We start from the raw sequence: 12,601 nt of genomic DNA, 5'->3' as shown, positions 1-12,601 counted from the left end.
CAATTTTGTTTTAAAAATGATTTCACCTTCTAGTACATAAAAATATTATATCTCAAATTATGTAATGATTTCCATAAGATGAAAGCCTCAATATCATGCAGTTTCATAGTATAAAAGGAATTAAAGGAGGGTATTTATTTTCCATAATTTACATTGAACGAAAGTTCTGTAACACATTGAAACGGAACATTTGTTCTGTTACTATTTAATCATTCGAAAAGGAGTGATTAAATGCTTAGAGACAGAGGAACGATCAAATGGACTGCTATGATGTTGCCTGAGCATGTTACACGACTTAAACACGATTTAGCAGAAACGCAAAAAACAGATAAACCAATTATAGATGAACAACAAATAGAAGAATTTGAATCGATCATTGCCTATGCTATGGGTGTTAACAAGCCTGTAAGCTTTTCTGTCTACAATTCAGGAAGAATAGATAATCTTATTGGTCATACTCAATACATCAACTACGAGAAGAAAATGCTACATATAAAGGATTTGTCGCATGAAACTCACTTTATTATTTTTGATGATATAGTGGGAGTCTCTTATGATTGATTACACCAAGTTTCCACGGAAAAAGATACTCTGTGTTGATATGAAATCTTTTTATGCATCAATCTCAGCAGTTATGATGGGCTTAGATCCTCTTGAGTGTTATTTGGCTGTTGTAGGTAACACAGAGAGGCAGGGGAGTGTTGTCTTAGCAGCAAGCCCTAAACTTAAACAAGATTTCAAAATTAAGACTGGATCAAGATTATTTGAAATTCCTAATGATCCAAGAATCCATATTGTTAATCCTAAAATGGATACGTTTATAAATGTTTCAACGAAAATCACACAGTTGTTTTATCGATATGTCCCAGAATGTGATGTTCACACTTACTCAATCGATGAGTCTTTTTTGAAGGTTGATGGAGCTATGAGAATGTGGAAAAGTGTTGAAGAAATTACAGAACATATACAAGATGCCCTTATGAGAGAGTTTGGGCTGCCTTGTACAATTGGAATCGGTGACAACATGTTAATAAGCAAGCTTGCTCTTGATTTAGAAAGTAAAAAAGCACCCAATGGAATTGTTAGGTGGAGATATGAGGACATACCAGCAAAGCTTTGGCCAGTTAGACCAATTTCTAAAATGTGGGGAATAGGAGGGAGGATGGAACGAAACTTGAACAGAATGGGGATTTTTACAGTCGGTGCATTAGCTAGATATTCACTTGAATCTCTAGAAAAGAAATTCGGGATAATGGGAAATCAAATTTACCATCACGCTTGGGGAATTGATTTATCTGAAATAGGCACTCCGATGTTGCAGGGACAAGTGAGCTTTGGAAAGAGTCAAATTCTACTCAGAGACTACACAAAGAAAGAAGAAATAAAAGCCGTTATCCTTGAAATATGTGAAGAAGTTGCAAAAAGAACGAGAGAACATAACAAAGTGGGTAGGACAATCAGTTTAGGGATAGGATACAGCAAAGAGGATTTTGGTGGGGGATTTCACAGAAGTAAAACAATTGAAAGTCCAACAAATATCACAATGGATATATACAAAACATGTATCGAATTGTTTAACACGTTTTATCAGCACAAAACAGTCAGAAGTATTTCTGTCACATTAAGCAAAATTGAGGAAGATTCCAATCAACAACTCACTTTATTTGATGAACAGGGGTTAGAGAAAAAAAGACAGTTAGGTTATGTTATGGACGGAATTAGAAATAAATATGGCTCAAATTCGCTTCTAAGGGCTGTTTCATACACTAAAGGTGGGACGGCATTATACAGAGCCGGTTTAACCGGTGGACATAGAAGCTGATGTTGAAATCATAATGGCCTTGTTATACAATTGAATCAAAAAGAAGTGAGGATGCGCTAACACCATGGTAATGTACAATCTGTCCTATCAAGCGCCTGGCTAATCATGAGATATATTTATATTAAATTGATTATGTAATTCTTAATGCATCCTCTTCAATCCTGATCAACTGGGGAAATCTCTACAGCACCCTGGAAATCATGTATGATCGATAGGGTTATTGACATCACTGGACTTGGGTTTATCACAGGTGGAATGCAAAAACTGACTGTAAATTAGCTGTTGAGATCATCAAAATCGTTGGAAAAAACGCAGTCAAGGGTGGCGTTATTATACGCAAGCCTTGCTTGGTTCAGCGTTCGCTGTATTGGAAAATAAGCCAAAAGTAGAGGGGACAAATTAATATGAACAGTATTAAGTACATATCTTATTTTGTAATATCACTTGTGCTACAGTTGCTGTGGTTCGTTGCAATGAAAAAGAGCACAGATGTCACGATACTAGACATGTTAGTTTTGTCTCTATTATTCACGCTTTTCATGTTTGTTATTGATAAAGTATTCAAGAAAAAGCAGACTGCCTAGTCTGTTTTTTCTATTAATTGATTATGTCATTGTGCCAACGTGCCATGGACTTCAAATAATTCTTATTCGTTACATCAGTAAAATTCTTCCCACAATACTTGCATCAGTAACGTTGGCGTTCTAACTGCGACTGCTTATTTTCACATTATATTTACCGAAACGAACAGCTTTATTGGAATGGCAATGTGAACAAGTACATCTTATGCTTCTGTTCTGAAACCTCTTTACAGGTCCATAAGCAGCCAAAGAGTTTGTAAAGAACTCTTTGAGACGGTATTGTCTGTTGTACTTAACTTTCTGATTTCTCGAATAATCTCCTTCAATGCCATTCGTAACAACTCTCTCTCGTTCTTTTTATTGTAGAACAAAGAACGGCCATTGGCCGCTCACTTATTATTGAAATTTTTCTTGTAAGACTTAGTATGGATAAAGGATTGTCATTAAGCTAAGGGAAGTTTAGTTAAAGAGCTGTGTTTATTTTTGACCCAACAATAATACATTTTTTTTGAAGAAGAAAAGATATAATAAGAAATGAATAGAGCCTATATACGAAACTTTATTTAGGGGTGCAAATATGAAAAATATTTCAATACTAATTGCTGATGATGAGGAGGAAATTGCTGATCTAATTGCCTTTCATTTAGAAAAAGAAGGATACCATGTTATGAAAGTATCGAATGGTCAAGAGGCTGTTTGCGTTGTGGAGAATCAGGTCTTTGATTTGCTGATTTTGGATATTATGATGCCCAAAATGGATGGATATGAAGTAACACGCCGTATTCGTGAACATCATAATATGCCTATCATATTTTTAAGTGCTAAAACATCTGATTTCGACAAAGTACAGGGACTCGTAATTGGAGCAGATGATTATATGACTAAACCATTCACTCCCATTGAATTGGTAGCTCGTGTAAATGCCCAGTTACGGAGATTTACGACATTGAATCAAGCTAAGGGCGAAAATAAATCAAATTTAGAGTTTGGTGGACTAGTTATTTCTCCTGATCAACGTGCGGTTACCCTTTACGGAGAATATATTGAGCTAACTCCTAAACAGTTTGATATTTTGCACTTATTAGCCAGTCATCCAAAGAAAGTCTATAGTGTGGAAAACATTTTTCAGCAGGTGTGGGGCGAAGCGTATTTTGAAAGTGGGAATACAGTTATGGTTCATATTCGTACGTTACGAAAAAAACTTAAAGAAGATAAACAGAAAAACAAATTAATTAAAACTGTGTGGGGAGTTGGATATACATTCAATGGTTAAAATCATAGGGAATTTTCGCTCAAAAATGATTATGTTATTTGGATTGAGCATGCTTCTGTCTGGTACCATAACATATATCATCTTTAAAATACTTCAATATTATTATCATACTTGGGTTTATTACGGCGATTTATTAGCCCACTTTCGATTATTTATGAAAAAAATGGGAGACATTAACTTCTTTTTACTTATCTTTATTCCACTTTCGATATTATTTTTCTTTCTCCTTACTAAACGGTATTCTACCTATTTCAATGAGATTTCAAGTGGAATTCACTACCTTGCTCGTGGCGACTTTCAGTATAAAGTTGAAATCCAATCAAATGATGAGTTTAACGATATTGCGAAAGACATTAATCTCGCAAGTGAAAAATTAAAAGAAGCTATAGTAAGAGGTGACTTTTCGGAAAGCAGTAAGGATCAGCTAGTCGTAAACTTAGCACATGATCTGCGTACACCACTGACTTCTATTTTGGGTTACTTGGATTTAATCCTTAGAGATGAAAGTTTAACGAAAGAACAAGTCAGGCATTTTTTAACGATTGCTTTTACTAAATCCCAACGTTTAGAAAGGCTAATTGATGAATTATTTGAGATAACTAAAATGAATTATGGAATGTTGCCAGTAGATAAAAAAAGATTGAATTTAGCTGATCTGCTAAACCAATTAAATGAAGAATTGTATCCAGTATTCCAAAACAATCAATTGATTGCCCGGATGAATACTCCGATCCATTTACCCATTATCGGCGATGGAGACTTATTAGCACGACTGTTTGAAAATCTTATCACCAATGCAATTCGTTATGGGTATGACGGTCAGTATGTCGATATTAATGGTTCTATTGAAGAAAATGAAGTGGTAATACAAGTTGTGAATTATGGAGACAGCATTCCTCCAGATGAACTCCCGCATCTGTTTGATATGTTCTATACCGTCGACAAAGCACGAACCCATCGAGAAGATAGTACAGGGTTAGGCCTATTCATTGCGAAGAATATTGCAGAGCAGCATAATGGATCAATTACTGCTGAAAGCAGCATCGTACAGACAACTTTTGAAGTCCGATTACCAAAGGAAAGTGGAGCAAATGATGAAGATTGATTTCAAATATATGATTTAAGAAAAATTTAAGATTTACCCACTCTTTTTTTTAATTATTTTTACCTATACTTTGATACAAAGAAGAGTAAGGAGGAAATTGAAACATGAAGAAGTGGGGATTTTTGCTATTACTAATTTTCAGCTTATTATTAGCATCCATATATTTTGAATATAAATCTGATTTAACAAATGTAAAAATGCAGATATATAATCCAAATAAAATTAAGGCAGAGGATAGAAGGGCTCCCGAAAATAGTCAACAAATAAATATTACAGAAAACCAAATTTACCAAGGAAATCTGCTCTTGGTCAACAGTGAATACCCAGTTCACAAAGAGAGTATTAAAACAGACGTGGTCAATTTAACCATGCACAATGAATTGACACAGGGATATGTGCTATTAGATAGTAAAATTTATATGTCAAAGGATATTGCACATAAATTTTCAGAAATAGTCACTGATGCTAGAAAAGATGGAATCCATAATTTCGCCATCACAAGTGGATTTCGCAGTTTTGAGGAACAAAAAGAACTATATGAAAAATATGGACATGACCGCGCTTTATCTCCGGGTTATAGTGAACACAATTTGGGATTATCGCTTGATGTAGGGTCTACACAGATGAAGATGGAAGATGCACCAGAAGGGAAATGGATAGAAAAAAATGTTTGGAAATACGGCTTTATTTTACGCTATCCAAAGGGGAAATCTGATATTACAGGTATCCAATATGAGCCTTGGCATATTCGCTATGTTGGTTTTCCCCATAGTGCGATTATGAAGGGAAAGGGTTTTGTTTTAGAAGAATATTTAGATTTCCTAAAGGAAAAAAAGAAGGTTTCTGCTACGGTCGAAGGAAATCAATATACAGTTTCTTATTACCCTTTTTCTGAAAACATGACCATTAATCTACCGAAAAATCACAAATATGAGATTTCAGGTGACAATATGGAGGGAGTAATTGTTACCGATAACGAATGATAAATGAAAAAACAGGAAATTTACTTAATACCCAAATCCAATCAATGTAAGAGTAAGTTTATAGGTAAAGATTACTCCACAAACTGGCCTCAATTGTTGCAGAATCAAAAGCCTAATTCCTCGTTAATATCGAAAGGGGAATTAGATTTTCATTTACATATGATCAGGTCTGCCCAAATATTGTACATGTTGATTACACCGAAGCATTATTGGCACTTTGAGCACGCTTGGTTATTTTGCCCTTTAACAAAACCATGAAGAGGCTATCAGAGGACACACATCAAGTATTGGTTTCGATAAATTCAGTTAGAAGAAAGCCCCACAAAGGTTTTTTTATTTGAATATCTTTTTTATTAGTTTGCCGGATGCTTTCCCCGATGCACGCCGCATGATACGTTTTCCGACAGTACCCTTTTAAACAGCGTTTACGTCACTCTTTTATAAAGTGTTGTTCTTATTTTGTTCATGTTCATTTTACGCTTATGATAAAAGGCCATATAGATTTGTATACAGTATTTGAATTGGGCTGATTGAAAGTGGCAAACTTGTTGATGAGTCAACTGAAAGAGATCAACAATAAGACAAAAGAACAAACAGAATTGTGTGGTTTTAAAGCTTCTTTTACCGTGCTGCATGAGATTGACTTGCTGTCAGAAAGTCTTGTATCGATCCTATTCAAAAATACTTGATGCAAAACGTATTTTTAAAGGAAACGGTTATTGAAGATTGAGGTGATTCATATTAAAATGATGTCAAATGGACTAATTAGCATTTGCTAATAGAAGTTCAAGAAGTTCCATATTAGTGAAATCATGTGATATACCTGAAGGTGATTGGGGGCGTAGAATGAGCAAAGTTCCTGTTGCGGAATTAGCATCACTATTAAATGACTGGAACATGGAAATCAAAAAAGATCATGTGGATGAGGCAGAACGATTATTTGCCAAAGCGAAACAAGCGGTAGAGGAAATCGACGATGCTGACATCCTCATGTACTATTCTCTTCTTGAAAAAAGGCATCACATTCTCATGTATAATTTGCGAGGGCAAAAGGGCAGTGTATCAACGAAAAGTATAGAAGGTCAATATGGCAAGAAAGATGAGGATTTGTCTAATCGCCTTGCCTACTATTTCGATTTTTATGAGGGTGTGTATGAGCAGCATCAGGGAAATTTTGAGGTTGCATTACAGATGTATCGAAGTGCTGAAAAGCTCTTAGATAAAATCCCAAGTGAGATTGAACGTGCTGATTTTGATTTTAAGGTGGCGTGGCTTTACTATCGCCTTAGTCATATTATGTACTCTTTAAGTTATATCCGGAGAGCCCTTCACGTCTATAAACGTCACAAGCATTATGAAAGAAGGACGGTACTTTCATACTCTCTCGTCGCTGCGAATCTAACAGAGATCGGCCGGTACGAAGAAGCGCTTGATAATTATCGTCTGGCAGAAGACGTTCTGACATCCGAGCAGGATGACTTTATGCTGGCTCAGCATCACCACAATGTGGCCATTTTATATTCATTTTGGAACAAGCCGAAGGAGTCAATACGTCATCTTGAAAAAGCGTTGTCCCATCAAGAGTATTATGATTCAGAATTCTTTTTCAATTCTACGTATCTGATTAGCCGGGAACTCTGTGTGATTGGTGAAAAGCAGCGTGCAAGCCAATATATAGAAGCTGCTTATGCCAGAATAAAAGATACTTCTCATGAAGTGATTCATCTAAAAATAGGTATCGTACATGATCTTTACTTAACGAATGCGCCACAAAGATTTCAGCAAATTGATGAGAAATTAAGAAAGTTAGAAGAAAAGAATGAATATCATGAAGTAAAAGAGCTTTCACATTTTGCGGCAAAATATTGTGAAAAGCAAGCACTTTTTCAGCAGTCTGTTTTTTATTTGAATAAAAGCTTAGAAGCGGATTTACATATGAAAAGAATGGGGTTGAATTAAGATGAAAACAGGATTAAAAGTATTATTCGTTGTGGGTTTAGCCATCGCTGCGGCTGTTTTAACTGAAAACGTTGCGGGTTCATTCGAAGTAGCAGAAAAAATTATAGGAGGTTAATCACCCATCCAAATCTTGCCCTTGTTGATAATATCAGCAAGGGTTTTTTGTATGAATAGGCTCTTCTTATTAAACGCTGCAAGAACGTTTAATAAGAAGAATTCGCAATAAAGGGGGTGTGCAAATTTTTTACCTGCCCCATTATTCTAAATAAACATAGGCAGTAGCAACAAGTTAAAAAGGTCACCTTTTTTTGCTTAATTTAATTTTTTGCAGGACTTTTCATTCAAATTTTATTAAATTGGGCTATTGTACATAGAAGTTGAAAGAATAGAGGGAACACGAACACCCCTCCATTAGTGATGCATATGATGAGATGAGGTGTATCGTGAAGGTAGGTGATTGTATGTATACACGGGCATATGGAGGCTTTCATGGAATTGGACCGGTTGGCCCTCATATTGGCTTTGGCGGGTATTATGTGAGCCCTGGTGTGTTCTCTGGTTTAGGTGGTTATCCTGGGTATGGCGGATATGGTTCATTTTCGGGACCGTATGGCTCAACGTTCATCATGGGACATCCTCCTGGCTTTTATGTGAGGAGCTTTTAATTCAGCCTTCACCAATTGAAATATCCGTTGGCTATTTCAATTGGTGAAGGTGTTTGCATGTGGCAGTGATAATAATCACCCCTAAAATGCAAACAGGCAGCCAAATAATCATGAAATTGATCGAGGTATCTGCGTATGCAAACTAAAGCAGACCTAGACAGTAAAAGGAAATGGATCCTATTCGTATCAAGCTCATATGCTTATCAGGGGTTCTTCTTTTTTTGGAATTTGATAAGCGCTGAGCATAGCAAGTGTACTCGTTAGAACGGTTGTTGAAATGCCAGCCACATTCAATTTACGGGCGGGCGCTCGTCGACTGCATGCCTATGTCTATACTTAAAAGAATAATCAGCATAAAATAGACACCCTGTGAATAAGGAAAAATGGTCTTCCCTTTCTTTTTCTCAAATAAATAAGTGTAACGCTTAATGACTGCGTATGTCCATCTTATGAGGTGGTAAAATGTCTTGAAGCTGATATAAGACTTGTCTAAAAGGATCATTATTCACAATGTGCCTCATTCGGCGAAATGGATCGCCTTTTTCCTTTAGACGCTCAATGACAGCCGACATGGTAAAAAGAGAAGGATGAAGTTCTTTGTGATTCAGTTCGTCCCATTCAAGCGGTGTTGCAACAAGTCCAAGCTCGTTTCCTCTTGGGGAATACGGAGCGATGATTGTTTTTCCAGCATCGTGCTGAAGGTAATCTAAATACAAACGATTGCCGCGCTTTTTCTTTAGACGTTCTAGTGTAAAAAGCTCAGGCGCTTGTTCGCATAAAAATTGACAGATAAAAGCTGTGAATTGTCTCGTTTCTTCATATGTGAAGGCATTTTTCTTTAATGGAATATAAACTTGTAGTCCTTTGCCGCCGCTTGTTTTAATAAAAGCGGTGAGGAAGAGTTCGTCTAAAAGTGCTTTAATTCGTTTTGCTGCTTCTATGGCTAGGTGAAATTCTTTGACAGATGGCGGGTCTAAATCAAAGACAATCTCTGTTGGGCACTCGGTATCTCTTGTTTCAAAAGGGATATGAAATTCCATCGCCAGCTGGTTGCCGAGCCAAAGTAATGTCTTAGGATCATTACAAACTGTATATTGAATATCTTGAACTTGATCAACCACAACAAAATTTGGCGCATAATCGGGCGTCGATTTCTGATAAAAAGATTCACCTCCAATGCCATGAGGGAATCGAATTAAAGTCAGCCGTCTTTCACGTAAAAAGGGCAATAGATAGGGAGCCGCCTGTCTCAAATAAAGTAAGTAATCTGCTTTGGTGATATGAAGTACCGGGACAATCGGTTTCTCCGGATGAGTGACATCAATTGCGGCTGGGAGCGGATACACTTGTTTGAGCATTTGCTGAAAGGTACACGCTGCTGGATCAGCATCTAGTAAAAATGAAGAAAAGCGGGGCTCTCTTAACGCTGATCCATCAAAGGATACACAAGCAATACTTGCGACAATAGATGGCGGGATTTCATATTGTGATGCTTTTATCAGATGGCCTTTTGTTTGAAATAACGTACGCAGTGTTTGTTCTTCTTCTTTAGAAAAACCATGCTTGAATTGAACAACTTCTATGAGATCGGAATCTTGATAAATACATCCTTGGAAATAGCCATTTTCTTTATCAAAACGGGTCACAATGACAGATACGTATCGCCAATTTTTGATTTTCAGCCATTCTTTCGAGCGTGCATTATCATGCCATTTACTCGTCTTTTTTTTGGCAACTAGTCCTTCTGCTAAATGCGTCGTCATCAGCTCTTTCATTTGCTCAGGGTTACGATCTGTTTGAATGATTTGAAGAAGGGAAGGATGATCCAGCTGAACGGAAGGTGGAAGCTTTGCCTGTTGGAACACTTTCTGTAGCCATTCTTTTCTTTCAATAAGGGGGAAATCAATGAGGGATTTCCCTTTACACTTCAATATATCAAATGCAATCAAATGACATGGAAACCGCTCAGCCTGCCATTGAATGGCTTCTTTGTTTTTCAGCCTGCCTCTTTGCTGAACCTTCGCAAAATCACTTTGCTGTTCACTCATTAAATAGACCAATTCTCCATCTAAGGTTAGCGGTAAAAAAGGAGCAAGTCGATCCTTTAATTGTTTACACTGATCAATCACCTCAGGAAATTGGTCGTTTAATCGTTTTCCAGCTCTACTCTCCAAATGGATCTCGTCTACTTCCCACACAAGAATGGTCCGAAATCCATCATACTTTAATTCATACAGCCAGTCTGCTCCGACAGGAATATCATGGGCAGACGTTAATCGCATAGGTTTCATTGTACTTTTCACTTCCTCACATTGTGTGTTCTTAGATTGGGATGAAATTTTCATAAACATACATAAGTCTGGTAAAAACATTACATAGTAAGGAGAAAAGAACGGAGGCGTCACGATGCATACAGTATGGAAGGGCGGTATTAGCTTCGGATTGGTCAATATTCCAGTTAAGCTGTTTACCGCTACAGAGAATAAAGATATTAAATTAAGACAGCTACATAAAGAATGCCATACGCCCATTAACTACAAAAAGGTTTGTGCCAATTGCGGTGAAGAGGTAGCTCCAGAACAAATAGTCAAAGCATACGAGTATGCTAAAAATAAATTTATTGAATTGGACAATGAAGAGCTAGAAAGACTGCGAAAAGAAAATGAAGAAAAAGCCGTCGAAATCATTGACTTTGTGAAGATAGAAGACATTGATCCGATCTATTATGAACGAAGTTATTTCTTATCACCAGATACAGGTGGAACGAAGGCTTATTCATTACTAAGAAAAGCCTTGCAAGAATCGGGAAAAATTGGTGTAGCCAAGATTATGATACGTTCAAAAGAACAATTGGCGATTGTCAGATGTTATAAACATATTTTGCTGATGGAAACCATTCATTTCCCTGACGAAATTAGACAAGTATCAGACGTGCCAAATATCCCGCAAGAGGAAAACATTGTGAAGAAGGAGTTAGATACAGCGCTCCTTTTAATCGAGCAGCTGACCACAACCTTCGATCCAGATGCATATCAGGATGAATACAGGGAGCAGCTAATGAATGTAATTGGAGATAAAATATCTGGTGAGCATACCGTTCAGCCAGAAATAATAGGTAAGAAAGATGTATCATCCAATGTAACCGATTTGATGGCAGCTTTGCAGGCTTCTATCGATCGATCAAAACCGTCAAAGGCGAAAAAAGCAGCCCCTAAGAAAAGAAAAGGACCCACTAAAAAAGAAAAGAATGCGTAAGAAAAAGACCGCTCACTTTGGTCTTATCCTGTCAAGTAGACAAATATAAAAAAACCACACAGTCAAAATTACAGATTCATCGTCATATTTGACAGGACTACTAGATGAAGCAGACCATCTCAGACACACCAAAATGAGTAAGACATCTATGATTAACTTATCAAGATCATGGTTTCAATATATGTCACTTGTTTTTTAAAAAATAATTTCACGATGACTCCCAAAATAATAGGAATGAACACAACTTGTACAATCGACAAAAATAAAGCTCCCGGCGATACAGGTAACCAAGAGTTCTAGCAAATACATTGGAGGCTACTACCCATCTGAGCAGCAGCCTACGAGGATGACACCTACAGCGATTTCAGAAGGAACTGTAATCCGTAAGCTAATAGAATTGCAATAAATGGCAAGAGTCAACCCAGCACATAAATAGACTTTGAAACAGCTCTTTAAAATCTTCAGCAGACAGGACCAAAAATAATGATACCGAGTAAAAAAGGGATATAAGGTACAATCACGCCAAATTCAGCAGAAAAGGCAAATCCAAGACATGCAAATACAATGACCCATATCGTAAATGTTCTTCCTGCAAAGTGACTAATGGTTAAAAGGATGTTCATTCATTGATTCATTTAAACGAATATTATGGGAAAACAGCCCATTATTTGTATCTGTTTCAATAATGATATTATGTAAACAAAAAACACCCCACATTGAAGTGCACCCCAAATATTAGACACAGTCTAACATTTAGAGGTGCTTTTCTTTGGCTAAATTTACAATTGAAGATAAAATCAAAGCGGTAAAACGATACCTCATTGACCGTGGGAGCTTGCTTAGAATTGCAAAACAGATTGGCGTGAACAAAAGTATACTTCAATATTGGGTCAGAAAGTATCAATATCATGGCGAAAAAGCTTTTTCAAAGTCATATACAAATTATCCAGTCCGATAT

Annotated in this window: 11 protein-coding genes and 2 pseudogenes; 10 read left to right on the top strand and 3 right to left on the bottom strand. The window is 36.7% G+C overall.

The features are described from left to right. Positions 1–231: 231 nt before the first annotated feature. Both WAX46_RS10380 and WAX46_RS10375 read left to right on the top strand, forming a co-directional pair. Positions 232–561 carry a YolD-like family protein gene (locus WAX46_RS10380; RefSeq protein ID WP_336493867.1) on the top strand — a complete coding sequence of 110 codons (330 nt, stop codon included), beginning with the start codon at positions 232–234 and terminating at the stop codon, positions 559–561. Beyond that, the gene (locus WAX46_RS10375; protein WP_226570068.1) at positions 554–1,822 is read left to right on the top strand and encodes a Y-family DNA polymerase; all 1,269 of its coding nucleotides are present in this window, start codon (positions 554–556) and stop codon (positions 1,820–1,822) included. Before WAX46_RS10380 ends, WAX46_RS10375 begins: the two co-directional genes overlap by 8 nt. A 690-nt stretch (positions 1,823–2,512) precedes the next feature. On the opposite strand, the pseudogene WAX46_RS10370 reads toward WAX46_RS10375, so the two are convergent. After that, positions 2,513–2,735: pseudogene (locus WAX46_RS10370) on the bottom strand (IS1595 family transposase); the annotation flags it as partial. 245 nt (positions 2,736–2,980) lie between these two features. Between WAX46_RS10370 and vanR the strand changes: the two are divergent. From vanR to WAX46_RS10340, 6 genes are all read left to right on the top strand, one after another. Then, positions 2,981–3,676, top strand: coding sequence for a vancomycin resistance response regulator transcription factor, VanR-F/VanR-M family (gene vanR / locus WAX46_RS10365; RefSeq protein ID WP_336493864.1), 696 nt, complete (start codon positions 2,981–2,983; stop codon positions 3,674–3,676). After that, positions 3,669–4,781, top strand: a complete 1,113-nt coding sequence (locus WAX46_RS10360) for a sensor histidine kinase (RefSeq protein WP_226570074.1) — start codon at positions 3,669–3,671, stop codon at positions 4,779–4,781. The genes vanR and WAX46_RS10360 overlap by 8 nt, the downstream gene beginning before the upstream one ends. Before the next feature lie 104 nt (positions 4,782–4,885). Further along, on the top strand, positions 4,886–5,764 hold the full coding sequence (vanY, locus tag WAX46_RS10355) for a VanY-A/VanY-F/VanY-M family D-Ala-D-Ala carboxypeptidase (protein ID WP_226570076.1): 879 nt from the start codon (positions 4,886–4,888) through the stop codon (positions 5,762–5,764). A 551-nt stretch (positions 5,765–6,315) separates the two neighbouring features. Further along, complete coding sequence (locus WAX46_RS10350; RefSeq protein WP_336493861.1) at positions 6,316–6,453, top strand: hypothetical protein; 138 nt, start codon at positions 6,316–6,318, stop codon at positions 6,451–6,453. A 157-nt stretch (positions 6,454–6,610) separates the two neighbouring features. Next, complete coding sequence (locus WAX46_RS10345; protein ID WP_336493859.1) at positions 6,611–7,723, top strand: Rap family tetratricopeptide repeat protein; 1,113 nt, start codon at positions 6,611–6,613, stop codon at positions 7,721–7,723. A gap of 461 nt (positions 7,724–8,184) precedes the next feature. Continuing rightward, entirely contained in the window at positions 8,185–8,388 is a 204-nt protein-coding gene (locus tag WAX46_RS10340; protein ID WP_226570080.1) for a hypothetical protein, read from the top strand. Positions 8,389–8,813: 425 nt separating this feature from the next. Here WAX46_RS10340 and WAX46_RS10335 read toward each other — a convergent pair whose 3' ends face one another. Beyond that, positions 8,814–10,679 carry a DNA ligase D gene (locus tag WAX46_RS10335; RefSeq protein WP_336493857.1) on the bottom strand — a complete coding sequence of 622 codons (1,866 nt, stop codon included), beginning with the start codon at positions 10,677–10,679 and terminating at the stop codon, positions 8,814–8,816. Between the two features lie 115 nt (positions 10,680–10,794). Here WAX46_RS10335 and ku point away from each other — a divergent pair, with 115 nt between their 5' ends. Beyond that, positions 10,795–11,643 (top strand): non-homologous end joining protein Ku, encoded by an 849-nt coding sequence (ku, locus tag WAX46_RS10330; RefSeq protein WP_336493856.1) that lies wholly within the window; start codon positions 10,795–10,797, stop codon positions 11,641–11,643. Between the two features lie 182 nt (positions 11,644–11,825). Here ku and WAX46_RS15850 read toward each other — a convergent pair. After that, positions 11,826–12,266 (bottom strand): annotated as a pseudogene (locus tag WAX46_RS15850) (bile acid:sodium symporter family protein); the annotation flags it as partial. A 146-nt stretch (positions 12,267–12,412) separates the two neighbouring features. On the opposite strand from WAX46_RS15850, the gene WAX46_RS10315 reads away from it, so the two are divergent. Next, on the top strand, positions 12,413–12,601 hold a 189-nt coding region (locus tag WAX46_RS10315), incomplete at its 3' end, for a transposase (protein ID WP_336493791.1).

This window comes from Bacillus sp. FJAT-53060 (assembly GCF_037104745.1).
GTDB classification, from domain to species: domain Bacteria; phylum Bacillota; class Bacilli; order Bacillales; family Bacillaceae; genus Bacillus; species Bacillus stratosphericus_B.
This window is presented reverse-complemented; position numbering and strand designations above follow the sequence as displayed.

What these genes read in the sequence shown, in the direction of transcription:
- vanR (WP_336493864.1), top strand. Translation starts at nt 2,981, where the DNA reads ATGAAAAATATTTCAATACTAATTGCTGATGATGAGGAGGAAATTGCT.
- vanY (WP_226570076.1), top strand. Translation starts at nt 4,886, where the DNA reads ATGAAGAAGTGGGGATTTTTGCTATTACTAATTTTCAGCTTATTATTA.
- WAX46_RS10380 (WP_336493867.1), top strand. Translation starts at nt 232, where the DNA reads ATGCTTAGAGACAGAGGAACGATCAAATGGACTGCTATGATGTTGCCT.
- WAX46_RS10375 (WP_226570068.1), top strand. Translation starts at nt 554, where the DNA reads ATGATTGATTACACCAAGTTTCCACGGAAAAAGATACTCTGTGTTGAT.
- WAX46_RS10350 (WP_336493861.1), top strand. Translation starts at nt 6,316, where the DNA reads ATGAGTCAACTGAAAGAGATCAACAATAAGACAAAAGAACAAACAGAA.
- WAX46_RS10345 (WP_336493859.1), top strand. Translation starts at nt 6,611, where the DNA reads ATGAGCAAAGTTCCTGTTGCGGAATTAGCATCACTATTAAATGACTGG.
- WAX46_RS10360 (WP_226570074.1), top strand. Translation starts at nt 3,669, where the DNA reads ATGGTTAAAATCATAGGGAATTTTCGCTCAAAAATGATTATGTTATTT.
- ku (WP_336493856.1), top strand. Translation starts at nt 10,795, where the DNA reads ATGCATACAGTATGGAAGGGCGGTATTAGCTTCGGATTGGTCAATATT.
- WAX46_RS10340 (WP_226570080.1), top strand. Translation starts at nt 8,185, where the DNA reads ATGTATACACGGGCATATGGAGGCTTTCATGGAATTGGACCGGTTGGC.
- WAX46_RS10335 (WP_336493857.1), bottom strand. Translation starts at nt 10,679, where the DNA reads ATGAAACCTATGCGATTAACGTCTGCCCATGATATTCCTGTCGGAGCA.